Below are 17,567 nucleotides of genomic sequence, written 5' to 3'. Positions count from 1 at the left end.
CGTTATCCCTTGACGCACACCACCTGACGCAGGGTATGCAACACCTCAACCAGCTCACGCTGGGCGTGCATGACTTTGTCGATGTCCTTGTAGGCCATCGGAATTTCATCGATCACCGCAGCGTCCTTGCGGCATTCAACGTGCGCGGTGGCACGGATCTGATCTTCGACGGTGAAGGTGTTTTTGGCCTTGGTACGGCTCATGGTCCGACCGGCACCGTGGCTGCACGAGCAAAACGATTCTTCGTTACCCAGACCGCGCACGATAAAACTCTTGGCGCCCATCGAACCGGGAATGATCCCCAACTCGCCCTTTTTCGCCGACACCGCGCCTTTGCGGGTGACCAGAATGTCCTCGCCGAAATGCCGCTCTTTCTGCACGTAGTTGTGGTGGCAGTTCACCGCTTCCAGCGCGACGTCGAATGGCTTGCGGATGATCTGCCGCGTGGCCTGAATCACCGCTTGCATCATCAGCGCACGGTTCTGCTTGGCGAAATCCTGGGCCCAGCCCACGGCTTCCACGTAGTCATCAAAATGCCGGCTGCCTTCTTCGAAGTACGCCAGGTCACGATCCGGCAGGTTGGCGATGTGCTGACGCATATCCGCCTGGGCCATCTGGATGAACAGGTTGCCGATGGCGTTGCCGACACCGCGCGAGCCGCTGTGCAACATGAACCAGACCCGGTTGGCCTCATCCAGGCACACTTCGATGAAGTGGTTACCGCTGCCCAGTGTTCCGAGATGCCCGCGGTTGTTGGTGTTGGCCAGTTTCGGGTACTTGTCGGTGATCGCCTTGAACCGTGGATTCAGCGCCGCCCAGGCCTGATCGGCCTGTTGCGGAATCTCGTCCCAGGCGCCTTTGTCACGGCGCGACCGGGTCGAACTGCGGCCATGGGGCACCGCTTGCTCGATGGCACTGCGCAGCCCGTGCAGGTTGTCCGGCAGATCGGCCGCCGTCAGCGAAGTTCGCGCGGCAATCATGCCGCAACCGATGTCCACCCCGACCGCTGCCGGGATGATCGCGCCGACCGTGGGAATCACGCTGCCGATGGTCGAGCCCTTGCCCAGATGGACGTCCGGCATGACCGCCAGATGTTTGAAGATGAAGGGCATCTTCGCCGTGTTCATCAACTGCTCGCGCGCTTCGTTTTCCACCGGGACGCCTTCGGTCCAGAGCTTGATCGGTTTGCCGTTGGCGACTTCCAGCAATTGGTAAGTGTGTTCTTTCATCATCTCGATTCTTCAGGTAGTTCCACCGGCATTCGCGGGCAGATTCAAAAAAGGTGGCACGACAAAGGTTGATGACTGTTGCGCGTTACCGCGCACCGGGGTTAGCCGGCCTCAGATGTACAGCCATCGGCATTCGTGCCGTCATGAGCACTGACAAGGGTTTGGTGAGACGTCTTGGATGTAGTCCCACCGGCATTCAGTGCCCGTGACAAATCAATTCATTGGGCGGCTCATCGCCTCATCCCATGCGTTCAATCGCTTCGACCCAATGCTGCGGTCCGTATCGGCCGGCAGTGAACTGCTCGATCACATCGAACACCGCATCGCTGAAACCGCCGACATTCAGGATGTCGTCACGATCCGCCGCCGGCGTCGCCCAACCCGGTTGCAGGTCAATGCAAATCAGGCGTGCCTGAGGGTTGATCCGCTTTATCCGTTCCCATTGCAGCATCGTCTCGCTGGCGCCCTGGCGTCGCGCATCGATCCAGGATTCGTTGTCCGACACCATGATCAGCGTATCGACCCTGGCCTTGCTGTCCGCCAGTTTCTTCAACGGCGCCGAGCAGCAGGTTCCGCCGCCGAAAATGCCCGCAAGCTTTTCGGCATTGCTGATCACACTGTCGCGCGGGTTGAGGGTGATATCCACCACCTTCCATTCGAACGGCATCACCCGCGCCGTCGGCTGTTTACGCAACACCGCCGCCGTGATCAACGCCGCCACATCGATGCAGCGAACCGCGGTGGTCGCGCCCTGACGGTAACCGGTCAGCGGGCTACCCATCGAGCCGGAAACATCCGGGCAAATTACCACCGCACCCTGAAGCTTCGGCACATTGGTCAACGACAGCTCCAGCGCATCCTGCAAGGCCTCGCGAATCGGCGCCGGCACGTCATCGCCAACCATCCGATACGCCGCCAGCAACTGGTACGGATACACCCGCGCCTTCGCAACGGCTTCGGGATCCGCCAACCGAGCGGCCACGTATTCGGTGCAACCCGGTACTTCAAAAGCGCCGTGGCGCGCCAGCGTATTGAGGTTGATGCGCAGGCCCTGCCAGCCCATGTTCCGCGCCTGAGCTGCCCATTGTTCCTTGCTCAAGGTTTCGTTACCGAGCAATTGAAACGGCACTTCAGGCACTTGATCACTCGCACCGCTGCGAAAGGCCAGCAAATCGCGAGTCAGTGCGGGCAACGCCTGTGCATCCACCGGTTTACCGATCACCCAGGCAAAAAACGCTTCGCGCCAGGCCTCGGACGGTTTTGGGTGAACCATCTTCACCACATCCGCCAGCGAAGGCTGATTGCCGATCGATGCCTGCAACAACTGTCGCTCGGTTGCACTGTTCAGCCAGTTCTGCACCAGACGCTTGGGTTGGGAGCCGAGGGAGCGGCGACCGGTGGCGCCACTGCGCAGGATCTGCACGAAGTTGCGCAGCATCTTGCCGCTGTCCACGACCTGCCCGAACACCTCTGGCACCAGAGCCGAGCGCTGAGCGGTCAGCGCCGCCAACAACAACGCCGGCATGTCTTTCATATGACCCTTTTGACGGGCGTAAAGAGCGGCATTCGCCACGAAGCGGCTGTCCAGCTCCGCCACCAGCTTCAACACCTGATCCAACTGACTTTGCGCGGATGCGTAAAAGGTCGAATTCAGGCAACCGGTGACTGCCAACTGTGCCAGTTGATGCTTGGGCGTATAGGCATAAGCCGCGGCTCCGGAAGCATTCAAGGTGTCGCACGCCGGCAGGGTTTTCGATTGCGTATTGAAGAGGTTGAAGTTGGCCATCGTGGCGTCTCGCTGTGTTGTCCTGTTCGTTGCGAGAGGTATTGCAGCCGCTGTGCCAGTTTTTGAAAACGTTCGTGAATTATTTTTATGTATTTGATTTTAAAGAGCTTTATTTTAAGAACGAGCATTCCTGAATTTTCGTCACGACAGATAACGCCCTCGAAGACTATCATTGGCTATCGTCATTTATCTTTCAGGATAATCAATGTCCAGCAAGCGCACTGTCGCCATCGGTTTCATCGGCGCCACCCTCGATCGCGTAGGCAAAGGCGCCAATCGCTGGAACCATTGGCGGCCTAGTGTGGGCCTGTGCCAGCAACCGGACGTATTGATCCATCGCCTGGAACTGATACACGGCACAGATGCACGGGACGCGAGCCTGGCCGAACGCATTCGCGAGGACATCCGTCAGGTGTCGCCGGGCACGGAAGTGCGCCTGCACCCGATGGCGTTGCGCAACCCCTGGGATTTCGAGGAGGTCTACGGCGCACTTCACGACTTCACCTCCGAATACACCTTCGATACCGAGCGTGAGGACTATCTGGTGCACATCACCACGGGGACCCACGTCGCGCAGATCTGCTGGTTCTTGCTGACCGAGGCGCGCTACCTGCCCGCGCGCCTGATCCAGACCTCCCCCGCCCGCCGCCAGAGCGAAGAAGAACCAGCCACCGGCACCCACGCCCTGATCGACCTTGATCTGTCGCGCTACGACCGGATTGCTTCACGCTTCACCCACAAACGCCTGGAAGGCCTGGAGTTTCTCAAGTCCGGCATCGCCACCCGCAACACCGCATTCAACCGCTCGATCGAGCAGATCGAACGCGTGGCCGTGCGCTCGAAAGCGCCGATGCTGCTGATCGGCCCGACTGGCGCCGGCAAATCCTTTCTCGCCCGACGTATCTACGAGCTCAAACGCAGTCGCCATCAAATGCAGGGGCGTTTCGTTGAAGTGAACTGCGCTACCCTGCGTGGCGATGGGGCAATGTCCGCGCTGTTCGGCCACGTCAAAGGCGCCTTTACCGGCGCGCAAAACGCCCGCGATGGTCTGCTGCGGGCCGCTGACGGCGGCATGTTGTTTCTCGACGAGATCGGCGAGCTGGGCGCGGACGAACAAGCCATGCTGCTCAAGGCCATCGAAGAGAAGCGCTTCTTCCCGCTGGGCTCGGACAAGGAGGTCGACAGCGACTTCCTGATCATCGCCGGCACCCACCGCGACCTGCGCAGTCGCGTCGCCGAAGGTCTGTTCAGGGAAGATCTCTACGCACGGATCAACCTCTGGACGTTCGACCTGCCGGGCCTGGCGGGTCGCCGCGAAGACATCGAACCCAACATCGATTTCGAGCTTGAACGCCACGCGCGCGAACACGGCCAACTGGTGCGCTTCAACCTTGAAGCCCGACGGCGCTACTTGAGTTTCGCCAGCTCACGGGAAGCTGCGTGGCTGGGCAATTTCCGCGAGCTTTCGGCCTCGATCACGCGCATGGCGACGCTGGCCGACAGCGGGCGAATCGATGAAGCGCAGGTCGAGGAGGAAATTGATCGGCTGCGGTATGCGTGGGGCCTGGCGCAACCGGCCGGGATGACGAATGATCTGCCGGGCGATGCGCAGACGCTGGACCTGTTCGATCGGCTGCAATTGAAGGCGGTGCTCGAGGTTTGCAGACAGGCAGACAGCTTGTCGGATGCCGGCAGGCGACTGTTCGGTGTGTCGCGACAGGCCAAGGCGCAGCCCAATGATGCGGACCGATTGAGAAAATACCTCGGACGGTTCGGCATCGAGTGGAGCCAGTTGCGAGAGCAGTGAAGCATGGCCGTAATTATCTGTACCGTTGAGATAAACTGCGCCACACCGCGATACGGTACCCGCCCGTCAGTTGACCGGCACTTTACCCCGCGTCAGAACTTCCAACGTCTATCCACCTGACGCGGAAGCCCGACGATGAACAGAACCATTGCAGCCCTCATGCTTGGAAGTCTTTTATCTGCCACCGCACCGCTGTCGATGGCGGGCAGCACCGTTCCGCCTACGGGTATTCCCGGGGTCAATCAGGGAGGCACCGAATCCAAGGAAGACAAGGCCGACAAAAAGGGTGAAGAAGCCTCGGGGTCGAACTCCGGTGCAGAGTCCCACGAGACAGATAAGGATGCGCAAACCTCCAGCGGGTCGAAGGATGGAGCTGAAGAAAAGAAACCTTGAACGGTTTTGTTGCGACAGCAGTTTTTCGCGGGCACAAAAAAGCCGATCCAGGTGATCGACTTAAGTGTCTGATTCTACTCAGGAATAATGGTCGGGACGGAGTGATTCGAACACTCGACCCCTAGCACCCCATGCTAGTGCGCTACCGGACTGCGCTACGCCCCGACTAGGTTTGAAACTCGTTCTCCATCTCGAAGAACGCTCAAGAATATATCGCAAGCTTTTGAAAACTGGAAGTATTTAAAAGCAGGAAATTATTTCTTGAGAACCACCAGAACGTCTTCGAGCTCGGCGATCATCTGGCGGATCATTTGCTTGTATTGGGTGGTGTCGTCTTTGGCCTCATCACCGGACAGACGCAGACGTGCGCCGCCGATGGTGAACCCCTGATCGTAAAGGAGCGCGCGGATCTGCCGGATCATCAGCACGTCCTGGCGCTGATAATACCGGCGGTTTCCGCGGCGTTTGACGGGGTTGAGCTGAGGAAACTCCTGCTCCCAATAGCGCAGCACGTGTGGTTTTACTGCACACAGCTCGCTGACTTCACCAATGGTGAAGTAGCGTTTGCCCGGGATGACGGGTAGTTCGTCGTTATGACTTGGTTCCAGCATAAGCCTCAACTCGGGCCTTCAACTTCTGCCCTGGACGAAAGGTGACTACACGGCGAGCCGTGATCGGGATTTCTTCCCCCGTTTTCGGGTTGCGGCCAGGCCGCTGGCGTTTGTCCCGAAGGTCGAAGTTGCCGAAACCCGACAATTTGACCTGCTCGTTGTCTTCGAGAGCGTGCCTGATTTCCTCGAAAAACAGCTCCACCAATTCCTTGGCTTCCCGCTTGTTCAGGCCCAGCTCTTCATACAGACGTTCCGCCATCTCAGCTTTCGTCAAAGCCCCCATACGTCACTTCCTTAACGTGGCGTTCAACCTTTGTTCGAGCGAGGTGAGGATATTTTGCGTCGTCGAATTCACCTCATCGTCATTAAGAGTGCGCGATGGATGCTGCCAGGTCAAGCCGACTGCAAGGCTTTTTCTATCAGGATCAATGCCTTTACCCTGATACACGTCAAATAGCCTGAGGTCTGTCAGCCATTCACCTGCATTTTCACGGATTACGTCCAGTACAGCCGAGGCTGCAACGTCTTTGTGCGCAATCAGTGCCAGGTCACGACGAACTTCAGGAAAGCGCGACAACTCGTGGAATTTCGGCATTTTACCCGTAGCGACTTCAGCCAGAACCAGCTCGAAGACAAAGACCGGACGGTCGAGACCCAGGGATTTCGACAACTCAGGGTGAATCGCGCCGATAAAGCCGACTTCACGCCCTTCCCGCTCGATGCGTGCAGTCTGGCCCGGATGCAATGCAGGATGTTTACCCGGTGCAAAAGTGAACTGATCCAGCGCACCGGCAAAACCCAGCAGCGCTTCTACGTCAGCCTTGACGTCGAAGAAGTCAACGGTATCGCGACCTTGCGCCCAGCCTTCCGGCAGACGGCTGCCGCACACCACACCGGCGATCATCGGCTCTTGCTTCAGACCTTCCAGTTGACCGACAAAGCGCAGACCGCTCTCGAACAGACGAACACGATCCTGCTGGCGGTTGAGGTTGTGCTGCAGCGCCTTGACCAGACCCGGCCACAGCGACGAACGCATGGCGGCCATGTCATTGGAGATCGGGTTCGCCAACACCAGCGGCTCGACGCCTGGGTTGAACAACTCGAACTGCTTCGGATCGATGAAACTGTAAGTGATCGCTTCCTGATAACCACGAGCGACCAGCAGACGACGCAGTTCCGGCAGATCGCTGCGCGCTTCGGCCTTGGCTTGTGGCGCCAGACGAGCTTGCGGGTAACGAACCGGCAGGCGGTTGTAACCGTACAGACGCGCCAGCTCTTCGATCAGATCGACTTCCAGGCTGATATCGAAGCGATGGCTCGGCACCTCTACGCGCCACTGCCCTGCTCCGTCGGCGGAAACCTTCAGACCCAAAGCGCTGAGCAGACGCTCGACTTCGGCCGAATCCATTTCCATGCCCAGCATCTGGGTGATGCGCTGCGCACGCAGGGTGATCGGCGCGATCGACGGCAGATGCTGCTCGCTGACGGTCTCGATGATCGGGCCGGCTTCGCCACCGGTGATTTCCAGCAGCAGGCCAGTGGCACGCTCCATGGCTTCACGGGCCAGTTGCCAGTCCACACCACGCTCGTAGCGATGCGAAGCGTCGGTGTGCAGACCGTAGGAACGAGCCTTGCCCGCCACAGCGATCTGGTCGAAGAACGCACTTTCAAGGAATACGTCGCGAGTAGTCGCGGACACGCCGCTGTGCTCGCCACCCATCACGCCGGCAATGGCCAGAGCGCGACTGTGGTCGGCGATCACCAGCGTATCGCTACGCAGGCTGACTTCCTGACCGTCGAGCAGCACGAGCTTCTCACCCTCTTCCGCCATGCGCACCCGGATGCCGCCATTGATTTCGGCGAGATCGAAGGCGTGCAGCGGCTGACCCAGCTCGAGCATTACGTAGTTGGTGATGTCGACTGCGGCATCGATGCTGCGCACTTCAGCGCGACGCAGACGCTCAACCATCCACAGCGGCGTCGGCTTGGACAGATCAACGTTGCGAATGACACGACCCAGATAACGCGGGCACGCGGCAGGTGCCAGGACCTCTACCGAGCGCACTTCGTCATGCACCGCCGGAACCGTCATCACCACCGGGCGAGTGACCGGAGCGTCGTACAGCGCGCCGACTTCACGAGCCAGACCGGCCAGAGACAGGCAGTCGCCACGGTTCGGAGTCAGATCGACTTCGATGCTGGCGTCTTCCAGGTCCAGATAAACACGGAAATCTTCGCCCACCGGCGCATCAGCCGGCAGCTCCATCAGACCGTCATTGCCTTCGCCGATCTGAAGTTCGGCTTGCGAACACAGCATGCCGTTGGACTCGACGCCGCGCAGCTTGGCCTTCTTGATCTTGAAGTCGCCCGGCAGCTCGGCACCGATCATCGCGAACGGAATCTTCAGGCCCGGACGCACGTTTGGCGCACCGCACACGACCTGGAAAGTTTCCGCGCCATTGCTGACCTGGCATACGCGCAATTTGTCGGCATCGGGATGCTGCTCGGTGCTCAGCACCTCGCCCACCACCACGCCACTGAAAACACCGGCGGCCGGCGTAACGCTATCGACCTCAAGACCGGCCATCGACAGACGGGCAACCAGCGCGTCGCGATCTACCTGCGGGCTGACCCAGCCACGCAGCCATTGTTCACTGAATTTCATCCTGCTCTCCTAAGAATTCGTTACGACTAGCGAAATTGCGCGAGGAACCGCAAGTCGTTGTCGAAGAACAGACGCAAGTCGTTCACGCCGTAACGCAGCATGGCCAGACGCTCAACGCCCATGCCGAAGGCAAAGCCCGAGAACTCTTCCGGATCGATCCCGGACATGCGCAACACGTTCGGGTGAACCATGCCGCAGCCCATCACCTCCAGCCAGCCAGTCTGCTTGCAGACGCGGCAGCCTTTACCGCTGCACATCACGCACTCCATGTCGACTTCGGCAGAAGGCTCGGTGAACGGGAAGTACGAAGGACGGAAACGCACAGCCAGTTCTTTCTCGAAGAACACTCGCAGGAACTCTTCAATCGTGCCTTTGAGATCGGCGAAGTTGATATCGCGATCGACCAGCAAACCTTCGACCTGGTGGAACATCGGCGAGTGGGTGATATCGGAGTCGCTGCGGTACACACGACCTGGGCAGACGATGCGGATCGGCGGTTTTTTCGATTCCATGGTGCGGACCTGTACCGGCGAGGTATGGGTGCGCAGCAACATGTTGGCGTTGAAATAGAAGGTGTCATGCATCGACCGGGCCGGGTGGTGGCCTGGGATGTTGAGCGCCTCGAAGTTGTGATAGTCGTCTTCGACCTCAGGGCCTTCGGCGATGCCGTAGCCGATATGGGTGAAGAACTGTTCGATACGTTCCAGAGTCCGGGTTACCGGATGCAGACCACCGGAGGTCTGACCGCGGCCCGGCAGGGTCACGTCAATGGATTCGGCAGACAGTTTGGCAGCCAGTTCGGCTTCCTCAAACAAGGCCATGCGCGCATTGAGAACGCCTGTGACACGTTCCTTGGCAACGTTGATCAGGGCGCCGACCTGCGGACGCTCTTCTGCCGGCAAATTCCCCAGGGTCTTCATCACCTGAGTCAATTCACCTTTTTTGCCAAGGTATTGAACCCGGATTTGCTCCAGGGCATTGATATCTTCAGCGCTTTGCACAGCCTCTAGTGCTTGAGAGACCAGCGCATCCAGGTTTTCCATGTACAGACTCCAGATACAAAATAGGGGAAGAGCTTGAAGGCTCTTCCCCTATTTATGACGTTTAACACCTGGCCCCACAGAGGTGAGGCCGGGTGACTGTCGGGGGTACTTAAGCCAAGGTGGCTTTAGCTTTCTCGACAATCGCAGCAAACGCCGCTTTTTCGTTCACTGCCAGATCAGCCAGAACCTTACGGTCGATCTCGATGGACGCTTTTTTCAGGCCAGCGATGAAACGGCTGTAAGACAGACCGTTAACACGAGCACCAGCGTTGATACGAGCGATCCACAGAGCGCGGAACTGACGTTTTTTCTGACGACGGTCACGGTAGGCGTATTGGCCTGCCTTGATTACCGCTTGCTTGGCAACACGGAATACGCGGGAGCGTGCGCCGTAGTAGCCTTTAGCAAGTTTCAGAATTTTTTTGTGACGTTTACGGGCAATGACGCCACGCTTTACACGAGCCATGAGTTACTTCCTCTATTCTTGATCCAAAAATTAACGAAGGCGCAGCATGCGCTCGACTTTTGCCACGTCAGACGGATGCAGCAAGCTGCTACCGCGCAGTTGACGCTTACGCTTGGTCGACATTTTGGTCAGGATGTGGCTCTTGAAAGCGTGCTTGTGCTTGATACCGTTAGCAGTTTTCAGAAACCGCTTAGCAGCACCACTTTTGGTTTTCATCTTTGGCATGTTCGGATACTCCGCATTCAGTTGATAAACATAATCAGAAGGCCTGCCGTGCCCTGTTGATTACTTCTTCTTTTTCGGGGCGATGACCATGATCAGCTGGCGTCCTTCCATCTTAGGATGCTGTTCGACCGAACCGTACTCGAGCAGGTCTTGTTCAACCCGCTTGAGGAGTTCCATCCCCAGCTCCTGGTGGGCCATCTCACGGCCGCGGAATCGCAAGGATACCTTGGCCCTGTCCCCGTCACTCAGGAAACGTACCAGGTTGCGCAGTTTTACCTGGTAATCCCCTTCCTCCGTCCCTGGACGAAACTTGATTTCTTTTACCTGAATCTGCTTCTGGTTCTTCTTCGCCGCAGCAATCTGCTTCTTCTTTTCGAAGATCGATTTGCCGTAGTCCATCACCCGGCAAACCGGTGGGACTGCGTCGGCAGAGATTTCTACCAGATCAAGCTTGGCTTCTTCAGCAATACGAAGCGCTTCATCAATCGAGACGATGCCAATCTGCTCGCCATCAGCGCCAATTAACCGAACCTCGCGTGCCGAGATATTCTCGTTGATCGGGGCTTTCGGTGCAGCTCGTTTATCTTGTCTCATTTCACGCTTAATAATAATTACTCCGAATCTGGGCGACCACGCCGGGAAACCGCTTGCGCGAGAAACTCAGCGAACTGGGCGACGGGCATCGAGCCCAGGTCAGCACCTTCACGAGTACGCACAGCGACAGTCTGCATCTCGACTTCCTTATCCCCAATAACCAAGAGATATGGAACCTTGAGCAAAGTATGCTCGCGGATTTTAAAGCCGATCTTTTCATTTCTCAAGTCGGACTTGGCACGAAACCCGCTTTCGTTGAGAGTTTTTTCGACCTGAGCGACGAAATCTGCCTGTTTATCAGTGATATTCATGATCACTGCCTGGGTTGGCGCCAGCCACGCAGGGAATGCACCTTCGTAGTGCTCGATCAGAATCCCGACGAAACGCTCGAACGAACCGAGGATCGCACGGTGCAACATCACCGGATGCTTGCGGCTGTTGTCTTCGGAGACGTATTCGGCCCCCAGACGCACAGGCAGGTTGAAATCGAGCTGCAAGGTACCACACTGCCACACGCGGCCGAGGCAATCTTTCAGCGAGAATTCGATTTTCGGACCATAGAATGCGCCCTCACCCGGCTGCAGATCATACGGCAGACCAGCGCTATCAAGGGCTGCGGCCAGGGCTGCTTCGGCGCGATCCCACAGCTCGTCGGAACCAACGCGCTTTTCCGGACGAGTGGACAGCTTCATCTCGACATCGGTGAAGCCGAAGTCACGGTAAACATCCATGGTCAGCTTGATGAACGCAGCGGATTCAGCCTGCATCTGCTCTTCGGTGCAGAAGATGTGGGCGTCATCCTGGGTAAACGCACGCACACGCATGATGCCGTGCAGCGCACCCGATGGCTCGTTACGGTGGCAGGCACCGAATTCGGCCAAGCGCATCGGCAACTCGCGGTAGCTCTTCAGGCCCTGATTGAACACCTGCACGTGGCACGGGCAGTTCATCGGTTTGATGGCGTAGTCACGACTTTCCGACTCGGTAGTGAACATGTTGTCGGCGTAGTTGGCCCAGTGCCCGGACTTTTCCCACAGGCTACGATCAACGACTTGCGGCGTCTTGATTTCAAGATAGCCGTTGTCGCGCTGCACCTTGCGCATGTACTGCTCGAGTACCTGGTACAACGTCCAGCCATTCGGGTGCCAGAACACCATGCCCGGCGCTTCTTCCTGAGTGTGGAACAGACCCAGGCGCTTGCCGATCTTGCGGTGATCGCGCTTTTCAGCTTCTTCGATACGCTGGATGTAAGCCGCCAACTGCTTCTTGTCAGCCCATGCGGTGCCGTACACGCGCTGCAATTGCTCGTTCTTGGCATCACCGCGCCAGTAGGCGCCCGACAGCTTGGTCAGCTTGAAGGATTTCAGGAAGCGAGTGTTCGGCACGTGCGGACCGCGGCACATGTCGACGTATTCTTCGTGATAGTACAGGCCCATTGCCTGCTCGTTCGGCATGTCTTCGACCAGGCGCAGCTTGTAGTCTTCGCCACGGGCCTTGAACACTTCGATCACTTCGGCACGTGGAGTGACTTTCTTGATCACGTCATATTCGGTATCGATCAGCTGCTGCATGCGCTTTTCGATGGCCGCCATGTCGTCCGGAGTAAAAGGACGCTCGAAGGCGATGTCGTAATAGAAACCTTCATCAATGACCGGCCCGATGACCATTTTTGCAGTCGGGTACAACTGCTTGACCGCATGGCCGACCAGGTGGGCGCAAGAGTGGCGAATGATCTCCAGCCCCTCTTCATCCTTTGGCGTGATGATTTGCAGCGTTGCGTCGCTGTCGATGATGTCGCTAGCGTCAACCAGCTTGCCGTTCACCTTGCCGGCCAGGGTGGCCTTGGCCAGACCTGCACCGATGGATGCGGCGACCTCGGCTACGGAAACCGGGTGATCGAATGAACGTTGACTGCCGTCGGGAAGAGTAATAGTTGGCATGGCGCCTCCTCTCCTAGTGGTGACCCCTACCAAAGGTCACGTGGGTTGGGATGAGCCAGTACAAGATCCGATCCAGGCCATTCAATGACGAACGCCTGCCTTACAGCGGCAGGAGCCTTGCGGCCAACCGGAAAACCGAACCAGAGTGACTGGGATTCAAATCAGAAAATTCGTGCACGGCCGCAACCGGGACTGAAGGTCATCCGGAGCCTGCGAACGCCCGAGCCAGGCATGCTAGCACAGATGAACGGTCGCCGATGCACTCTGGTTTTTACCGAGAGGCAAATCGTCTGTTTTATGCCAGAGTGCTGAACTTGATCGGCCTTTGGGCCCTCAGATAACAAGACATTGACCCACAAGGAGCATCCTCGCATGCGTCTTAATACCCTGCTTGCTGCAGTCGCCCCCCTCGTTTTGCTGCTGCCGCTGAGCGCCCACGCTGACTGGCCAAAGGGCGAGCGTGAGAAATACATGGCTCAGTGCACCCAGGCGGCCACTCCGCAAATCGGTGCAGCTGCCGCAAAATCCCACTGCGCGTGCGGTGCCGATGCCATCAAGTCCTACCCGGCCAGCGACATTCAGGCGCTGATGGACAACAAGGCCAGCCAGGAATTGCAGCAGAAAGCCCTGGGGCAAATTGCCAAATGCAAGGCCAATACCCCGGCGAAAAAATGATGAAACAGGCCTTTTCACTGCCCCCAGCCCCGCTTAAAGGCATCTGATTCAGGCCTTTTCGTACGATTTATGCAGGTTTTACAGGTTTTTTTATTGTCTTTACTTTTCGCGAAAAGCCTTTTAAACCGGGGCCTCCAGCCGAAACAGGCAGTAAAGAAAACACGACTGATTGGCAAACAGCACGTCCGGGGGGCTACCAAAGCGAACATTTCGACTATGATACCCCGGTGTGCCCAGTTGGCCTGAGCAGCACAGTACTACTGAAAATATATGTTTCTTGGAGATACACCATGTCTAATCGCCAAACCGGCACCGTTAAATGGTTCAACGATGAAAAAGGCTTCGGCTTCATCACTCCTCAAGGTGGCGGTGACGACCTGTTCGTACACTTCAAAGCTATCGAAACTGACGGTTTCAAAAGCCTGAAAGAAGGCCAGACCGTCTCCTTCGTGGCTGAGAAAGGCCAAAAGGGTATGCAAGCTGCACAAGTTCGCCCAGAGTAATTTCCCGGCGCACTAAAAAAACCCCGTCCATGTGACGGGGTTTTTTATGGGTGATACGAAAGCCCGACAGGTTCAGCCGCAGTTGACGCGGGTGACCACCAGGTTCTGATCGGTATTCAGGTTGAGGCGATCAGAGCGGTACTCCAAAGTAATCATGTCATTGGGCTTGAGGAACCGGGCATTCTGCGCACCGGCTTTTTTGCGTGCCTGCTCCAACAGCTCCGGCGAAGCTTTCTTGCCGAGAGCGAACTCCGCTGCTGACGCCTCACAACGACCAAGGCCGGCCTCAGTCGTCACGGGATCCTTCTGCGACTCACTGGAGGTTGTGCTGCAACCCGCCAACACAGCAACGGCCATCAGTGCACCCAGTGACGCGAACTTCCAAGGCATGAAGCCTCCTTATTTCAATTTGAGCAGAGATCGTGCGACCGCCAATAAGGCGTTTGGTTTCACGGTGAGAGCCATCCCCCTACCCCACGATCGGAAAAACGCCGAGTGTGCCTGAGCAACGCCTGAAATCTCACCCCGTAAAACGTCACTGAATATTAATAACCGCTCAATAGACATCAATGTAGTCGTAAGGCGGATTCGGCCAATTGTCTTTGAGCGCATTGAAAATCTGCATGACCCAGACTTCGTCGCTGGCCGCGACATTTCCCACATACCCCGAGCCTTTTGCCCAGGTCTCCAAGCGAAACAGCAGGCCATCGATGTCTTGACCGCCAGTGACACCCGAAGAGATATAGGCAATACCGCCCTTGGTCACGCGCAGTTGGGTATGTTCGTCATCACTGGCCGACGCCAGCAACCGGCGGACAGCATCAAGGGTCAGGCCGTCGGGGCTATTCAAATCGATCTGCACAGCTCAATCCTTGTTTTTTGCGGAACGACCAAGTGTCGCACAGCCCCGCGCTCATGCCTAAGTCGCAGTGCCAAACGCTCGGCTTAGTGGTTAACTCAGAACTCCGATCCCGCGACCGAGCCTTGCCATGACCACCGTAAGCATTACCGCCGACATTAAGGCCACTTGGCGACAAGGGCATAGTTCCTACAGCCCGGGTAGTCCGGAGGAATTGGCATTGATCAGCATCGACCTGCTGGTGAAGACACTGGGGACGCAAGGCGCACAAACCTTCATCGCCCAACTGTTCGAGAAGTATCCCGATGACTTCAAAGGGACACCGGACACCGAGAGGGAGTAGAAGCCCGCAAGCTGGCACCTGCGGGCGCATGCCTTACTTCAGACGTTTCAGACGCTCGGTCAGCAGGTCGAAGAAGCCCTGGGCGTCGCCGTTCTCCACCCAGAAAGCATTCTTCGGCGCCTTCAGGCCGTCATACCAGTCGACAATGGTCTGGCCGAAGGTCGGGCCTTCACGGCTGTCGACCACCACATTCACCGAACGCCCCGTGAACAGCTCAGGCTTGAGCAGGTAAGCCACGACGGTGGCGTCATGCACCGGGCCACCCGGAATGCCGTAGTGCTCCATATCCCCTTTGATGTACTCGTTGAGGATGTCGCCAACAATCTTGCTCGCATTGTTGTTCAGCGCCGCAATCTGCTTCAGGCGCGCATCGCTGGTCAGGATCTTGTGGGTCACGTCCAGTGGCAAGTAAGTCAGTTTCACGCCGCTTTTGAGCACTACTTCCGCTGCTTGCGGGTCGGCGAACAGGTTGAACTCGGCCACTGGCGTGATGTTGCCGCCATTGAAGTGGGCGCCCCCCATGATCACCACTTCCTTGATCCCCTGAACAATCTCCGGCTCCTGGATCAGCGCCAGGGCCAGGTTGGTCTGCGGGCCGAGCATCGCAATAGTGATGCTGTGCGGCTTGGCTTTTTTCAGGGTGTCGATCAGGTAGTTGACCGCATTGCCCTCGGCCAGACCTTTCTTCGGCTCATGCACCGCGACACCCGACAGGCCTTCCTTGCCATGGATGTTTTCGGCATAGATCGGCGTGCGCATCAGCGGTTTCGGCGCACCGGCGTACACCGGAATCTCTTCCCGCCCTGCCCACTCACGGGCCAACCGCGCATTGCGCGAAGTCTTGTCCAGACGCACGTTTCCGGCGACGGTGGTCAACGCACGAATGTTCAGCTCCTCTGGGGAGGCCAGGGCAAACAACAGGGCGACCACGTCGTCGGCGCCCGGATCGGTGTCGATGATGAGGTCGATCTTTTCCGCCGCCTGGGCGCCGGTCGCGGTTATCACGGACAAAAGCAGCAGACTCCGAATCAATTGGTGCAGTTTTTGAGCATAGCGGTGCATGGCGCATTCCTTGTGCAGATGAAATCAAAAGGGGCGAACCCCGTTTAGAACGTAACCCCGGCTACCAGCACGATGTTGCAGTACGGCTGGCATTCGCCCGTACGAACAATCGCTCGTGCCTGTCGGCTGAGTACCTTGAACTGCTCGTGACTGAGCAGGTCACGCCGCCCCAGCGAGCCTTCGTCATTCAGCTCGTCCAGCGTGGGCAGCGCAGTCGGTTGCTTGTCGAAAATATCCTTGGCCAGTGCGTGGCTTTCCACCTGCATCTCGCTGAGCACGACTTTCAGGGTGCTGACAAAATCCGGCACGCCGTGCGTCAGCGCCAGGTCGATCAACTCGACACCCGGCGGCACCGGCAGGCCGGCATCGCCGATCACGACCATGTCGCCGTGGCCGAGGGAAGCAATCAGCCGCGACAGGGCGACATTGAGCAAAGGAGTCTTTTTCATGCGGGTTTGAATGCCTGTACGTCGGAGGTGGTGGGAATGGACGGCTGGGCACCTGCCCGGGTAACCGACAGGGCCGCAGCGACCTGCCCGAAGCGAATGGCCTCGTCCTCGGTTTTGCCGGCCGCCAGCGCAGCCGCAAATCCGCCGACAAAGGTGTCCCCGGCGGCGGTGGTATCGACAGCCTTCACTTTGGGGGCAGAAAAATACTGGTAACCCGTGCCGTTGGCGAACAATGAGCCTTGAGCCCCCAGCGTGATGATGACCTTGCCGGCGCCCAGTGACATCAGGTGCGCTGCTGCTTTTTCAGCGGTCTCCAATGAGTCCACCGGCAAACCGCTGAGGGCGGCGGCCTCGCTCTCGTTGGGAATAAGGTAATCGATTGCAGCAAACCAGTCCGTTGGCAGCGGGCGACTGGCCGGCGCCGGGTTAAGGATGACCGTCTTGCCCAGTTCACGTCCGCGCTTCAGCGCGTGGCCTACCGTGGCATCGGGGATTTCCAGCTGGCAAATGATCACGTCGGCAGCCTGCAGCACGGCGTCAAACCGGTCGATAACCGCCGGGGTCATCGAGCCATTGGCACCGGCCACGATGACAATCGCATTTTGACTGTTGTCATCGACCACGATCAGCGCCACACCACTGGAATCCTCGACCACGCTGACCGCCTGACAATCGATCTGCTCGGCCAGCAACGCGTCGCGCAATTGCACACCATAGTCATCGTTGCCGACACAGCCGACCATCGACACCTGTGCACCCAGGCGCGCGGCAGCTACGGCCTGGTTGGCGCCCTTGCCACCGGACACGGTAGCGAAGGAATGACCGATCAGCGTCTCACCGCCCCGGGGCAAGCGCGGCGCCCGGGTGACCAAGTCCATGTTCAGGCTGCCTATTACCACTACATTTGCGGACATACA

The 17,567-nt window shown here is 58.1% G+C and carries 20 protein-coding genes and 1 tRNA gene; 5 read left to right on the top strand and 16 right to left on the bottom strand.

Going from position 1 to position 17,567, the window contains the following annotated elements:
* Nucleotides 1-2: 2 nt before the first annotated feature.
* A complete protein-coding gene (locus tag ACTJK9_RS21675) occupies nt 3-1,229 on the bottom strand; it encodes an RtcB family protein (RefSeq protein WP_085612896.1) in 1,227 nt (408 codons plus the stop codon).
* A gap of 238 nt (nt 1,230-1,467) precedes the next feature.
* Complete coding sequence (locus ACTJK9_RS21670) at nt 1,468-3,015, bottom strand: RNA-binding protein (protein ID WP_440816091.1); 1,548 nt, start codon at nt 3,013-3,015, stop codon at nt 1,468-1,470.
* A gap of 205 nt (nt 3,016-3,220) precedes the next feature.
* Here ACTJK9_RS21670 and rtcR point away from each other — a divergent pair, with 205 nt between their 5' ends.
* Both rtcR and ACTJK9_RS21660 read left to right on the top strand, forming a co-directional pair.
* The gene (gene rtcR / locus ACTJK9_RS21665) at nt 3,221-4,822 is read left to right on the top strand and encodes an RNA repair transcriptional activator RtcR (protein ID WP_440816088.1); all 1,602 of its coding nucleotides are present in this window, start codon (nt 3,221-3,223) and stop codon (nt 4,820-4,822) included.
* A 135-nt stretch (nt 4,823-4,957) separates the two neighbouring features.
* Nucleotides 4,958-5,215 (top strand): hypothetical protein, encoded by a 258-nt coding sequence (locus ACTJK9_RS21660; protein WP_440816085.1) that lies wholly within the window; start codon nt 4,958-4,960, stop codon nt 5,213-5,215.
* An 88-nt stretch (nt 5,216-5,303) separates the two neighbouring features.
* Here ACTJK9_RS21660 and ACTJK9_RS21655 read toward each other — a convergent pair.
* The 9 genes from ACTJK9_RS21655 to thrS form a co-directional block, all read right to left on the bottom strand.
* Nucleotides 5,304-5,380 (bottom strand) — tRNA-Pro (locus ACTJK9_RS21655).
* Nucleotides 5,381-5,469: 89 nt separating this feature from the next.
* Nucleotides 5,470-5,826, bottom strand: a complete 357-nt coding sequence (locus tag ACTJK9_RS21650) for a MerR family transcriptional regulator (protein WP_003179985.1) — start codon at nt 5,824-5,826, stop codon at nt 5,470-5,472.
* Nucleotides 5,807-6,109 (bottom strand): integration host factor subunit alpha, encoded by a 303-nt coding sequence (ihfA, locus tag ACTJK9_RS21645; protein ID WP_002553164.1) that lies wholly within the window; start codon nt 6,107-6,109, stop codon nt 5,807-5,809. The genes ACTJK9_RS21650 and ihfA overlap by 20 nt, the downstream gene beginning before the upstream one ends.
* Nucleotides 6,110-6,112: 3 nt before the next feature.
* The gene (pheT, locus tag ACTJK9_RS21640) at nt 6,113-8,491 is read right to left on the bottom strand and encodes a phenylalanine--tRNA ligase subunit beta (protein WP_440816082.1); all 2,379 of its coding nucleotides are present in this window, start codon (nt 8,489-8,491) and stop codon (nt 6,113-6,115) included.
* Between the two features lie 26 nt (nt 8,492-8,517).
* Nucleotides 8,518-9,534: a phenylalanine--tRNA ligase subunit alpha gene (pheS, locus tag ACTJK9_RS21635; RefSeq protein ID WP_011333387.1), complete on the bottom strand. Its 1,017-nt coding sequence runs from the start codon at nt 9,532-9,534 to the stop codon at nt 8,518-8,520.
* 109 nt (nt 9,535-9,643) lie between these two features.
* Nucleotides 9,644-10,000, bottom strand: coding sequence for a 50S ribosomal protein L20 (gene rplT / locus ACTJK9_RS21630; RefSeq protein ID WP_002553161.1), 357 nt, complete (start codon nt 9,998-10,000; stop codon nt 9,644-9,646).
* Nucleotides 10,001-10,030: 30 nt separating this feature from the next.
* Nucleotides 10,031-10,225: a 50S ribosomal protein L35 gene (gene rpmI, locus ACTJK9_RS21625; RefSeq protein ID WP_002553160.1), complete on the bottom strand. Its 195-nt coding sequence runs from the start codon at nt 10,223-10,225 to the stop codon at nt 10,031-10,033.
* Nucleotides 10,226-10,285: 60 nt separating this feature from the next.
* Complete coding sequence (gene infC / locus ACTJK9_RS21620; RefSeq protein ID WP_169432615.1) at nt 10,286-10,837, bottom strand: translation initiation factor IF-3; 552 nt, start codon at nt 10,835-10,837, stop codon at nt 10,286-10,288.
* Nucleotides 10,837-12,759 carry a threonine--tRNA ligase gene (gene thrS / locus ACTJK9_RS21615; protein ID WP_221399153.1) on the bottom strand — a complete coding sequence of 641 codons (1,923 nt, stop codon included), beginning with the start codon at nt 12,757-12,759 and terminating at the stop codon, nt 10,837-10,839. The genes infC and thrS overlap by 1 nt, the downstream gene beginning before the upstream one ends.
* Nucleotides 12,760-13,131: 372 nt before the next feature.
* Between thrS and ACTJK9_RS21610 the strand changes: the two genes are divergently transcribed.
* Together ACTJK9_RS21610 and ACTJK9_RS21605 are read left to right on the top strand one after the other, a co-directional pair.
* A complete protein-coding gene (locus tag ACTJK9_RS21610) occupies nt 13,132-13,434 on the top strand; it encodes a hypothetical protein (protein ID WP_085747799.1) in 303 nt (100 codons plus the stop codon).
* 290 nt (nt 13,435-13,724) lie between these two features.
* Entirely contained in the window at nt 13,725-13,937 is a 213-nt protein-coding gene (locus tag ACTJK9_RS21605) for a cold-shock protein (RefSeq protein ID WP_007956027.1), read from the top strand.
* Between the two features lie 72 nt (nt 13,938-14,009).
* Here the strand turns inward: ACTJK9_RS21605 and ACTJK9_RS21600 are convergent, their stop codons facing one another.
* Both ACTJK9_RS21600 and ACTJK9_RS21595 read right to left on the bottom strand, forming a co-directional pair.
* The gene (locus tag ACTJK9_RS21600; RefSeq protein ID WP_064594885.1) at nt 14,010-14,327 is read right to left on the bottom strand and encodes an I78 family peptidase inhibitor; all 318 of its coding nucleotides are present in this window, start codon (nt 14,325-14,327) and stop codon (nt 14,010-14,012) included.
* Nucleotides 14,328-14,493: 166 nt separating this feature from the next.
* Complete coding sequence (locus tag ACTJK9_RS21595; RefSeq protein ID WP_064594883.1) at nt 14,494-14,799, bottom strand: hypothetical protein; 306 nt, start codon at nt 14,797-14,799, stop codon at nt 14,494-14,496.
* Nucleotides 14,800-14,926: 127 nt separating this feature from the next.
* Between ACTJK9_RS21595 and ACTJK9_RS21590 the strand changes: the two genes are divergently transcribed.
* A complete protein-coding gene (locus tag ACTJK9_RS21590; RefSeq protein ID WP_085612792.1) occupies nt 14,927-15,139 on the top strand; it encodes a hypothetical protein in 213 nt (70 codons plus the stop codon).
* A 33-nt stretch (nt 15,140-15,172) separates the two neighbouring features.
* Here the strand turns inward: ACTJK9_RS21590 and ACTJK9_RS21585 are convergent, their stop codons facing one another.
* From ACTJK9_RS21585 to rbsK, 3 genes are read right to left on the bottom strand one after another with little or no spacing between them, the layout of a single operon-like run.
* A complete protein-coding gene (locus ACTJK9_RS21585) occupies nt 15,173-16,201 on the bottom strand; it encodes a nucleoside hydrolase (protein WP_440816076.1) in 1,029 nt (342 codons plus the stop codon).
* Between the two features lie 44 nt (nt 16,202-16,245).
* A complete protein-coding gene (rbsD, locus tag ACTJK9_RS21580) occupies nt 16,246-16,650 on the bottom strand; it encodes a D-ribose pyranase (protein ID WP_440816074.1) in 405 nt (134 codons plus the stop codon).
* Entirely contained in the window at nt 16,647-17,564 is a 918-nt protein-coding gene (gene rbsK / locus ACTJK9_RS21575) for a ribokinase (protein ID WP_440816071.1), read from the bottom strand. The genes rbsD and rbsK overlap by 4 nt, the downstream gene beginning before the upstream one ends.
* Between the last annotated feature and the right edge of the window lie 3 nt (nt 17,565-17,567).

The sequence above is a fragment of the Pseudomonas sp. 22082 genome, assembly GCF_052046055.1.
Taxonomy (GTDB): domain Bacteria; phylum Pseudomonadota; class Gammaproteobacteria; order Pseudomonadales; family Pseudomonadaceae; genus Aquipseudomonas; species Aquipseudomonas pharyngis.
Note: the sequence above shows the minus strand (reverse complement) of the source record. Positions and strands in the feature narration are given on the sequence as shown.

What these genes read in the sequence shown, in the direction of transcription:
- rplT (WP_002553161.1), bottom strand. Translation starts at nt 10,000, where the DNA reads ATGGCTCGTGTAAAGCGTGGCGTCATTGCCCGTAAACGTCACAAAAAA.
- ACTJK9_RS21585 (WP_440816076.1), bottom strand. Translation starts at nt 16,201, where the DNA reads ATGCACCGCTATGCTCAAAAACTGCACCAATTGATTCGGAGTCTGCTG.
- ACTJK9_RS21600 (WP_064594885.1), bottom strand. Translation starts at nt 14,327, where the DNA reads ATGCCTTGGAAGTTCGCGTCACTGGGTGCACTGATGGCCGTTGCTGTG.
- ACTJK9_RS21590 (WP_085612792.1), top strand. Translation starts at nt 14,927, where the DNA reads ATGACCACCGTAAGCATTACCGCCGACATTAAGGCCACTTGGCGACAA.
- rbsK (WP_440816071.1), bottom strand. Translation starts at nt 17,564, where the DNA reads ATGTCCGCAAATGTAGTGGTAATAGGCAGCCTGAACATGGACTTGGTC.
- ihfA (WP_002553164.1), bottom strand. Translation starts at nt 6,109, where the DNA reads ATGGGGGCTTTGACGAAAGCTGAGATGGCGGAACGTCTGTATGAAGAG.
- pheS (WP_011333387.1), bottom strand. Translation starts at nt 9,534, where the DNA reads ATGGAAAACCTGGATGCGCTGGTCTCTCAAGCACTAGAGGCTGTGCAA.
- ACTJK9_RS21650 (WP_003179985.1), bottom strand. Translation starts at nt 5,826, where the DNA reads ATGCTGGAACCAAGTCATAACGACGAACTACCCGTCATCCCGGGCAAA.
- rtcR (WP_440816088.1), top strand. Translation starts at nt 3,221, where the DNA reads ATGTCCAGCAAGCGCACTGTCGCCATCGGTTTCATCGGCGCCACCCTC.
- ACTJK9_RS21675 (WP_085612896.1), bottom strand. Translation starts at nt 1,229, where the DNA reads ATGAAAGAACACACTTACCAATTGCTGGAAGTCGCCAACGGCAAACCG.
- rbsD (WP_440816074.1), bottom strand. Translation starts at nt 16,650, where the DNA reads ATGAAAAAGACTCCTTTGCTCAATGTCGCCCTGTCGCGGCTGATTGCT.
- ACTJK9_RS21670 (WP_440816091.1), bottom strand. Translation starts at nt 3,015, where the DNA reads ATGGCCAACTTCAACCTCTTCAATACGCAATCGAAAACCCTGCCGGCG.
- ACTJK9_RS21610 (WP_085747799.1), top strand. Translation starts at nt 13,132, where the DNA reads ATGCGTCTTAATACCCTGCTTGCTGCAGTCGCCCCCCTCGTTTTGCTG.
- rpmI (WP_002553160.1), bottom strand. Translation starts at nt 10,225, where the DNA reads ATGCCAAAGATGAAAACCAAAAGTGGTGCTGCTAAGCGGTTTCTGAAA.
- ACTJK9_RS21605 (WP_007956027.1), top strand. Translation starts at nt 13,725, where the DNA reads ATGTCTAATCGCCAAACCGGCACCGTTAAATGGTTCAACGATGAAAAA.
- pheT (WP_440816082.1), bottom strand. Translation starts at nt 8,491, where the DNA reads ATGAAATTCAGTGAACAATGGCTGCGTGGCTGGGTCAGCCCGCAGGTA.
- thrS (WP_221399153.1), bottom strand. Translation starts at nt 12,759, where the DNA reads ATGCCAACTATTACTCTTCCCGACGGCAGTCAACGTTCATTCGATCAC.
- ACTJK9_RS21660 (WP_440816085.1), top strand. Translation starts at nt 4,958, where the DNA reads ATGAACAGAACCATTGCAGCCCTCATGCTTGGAAGTCTTTTATCTGCC.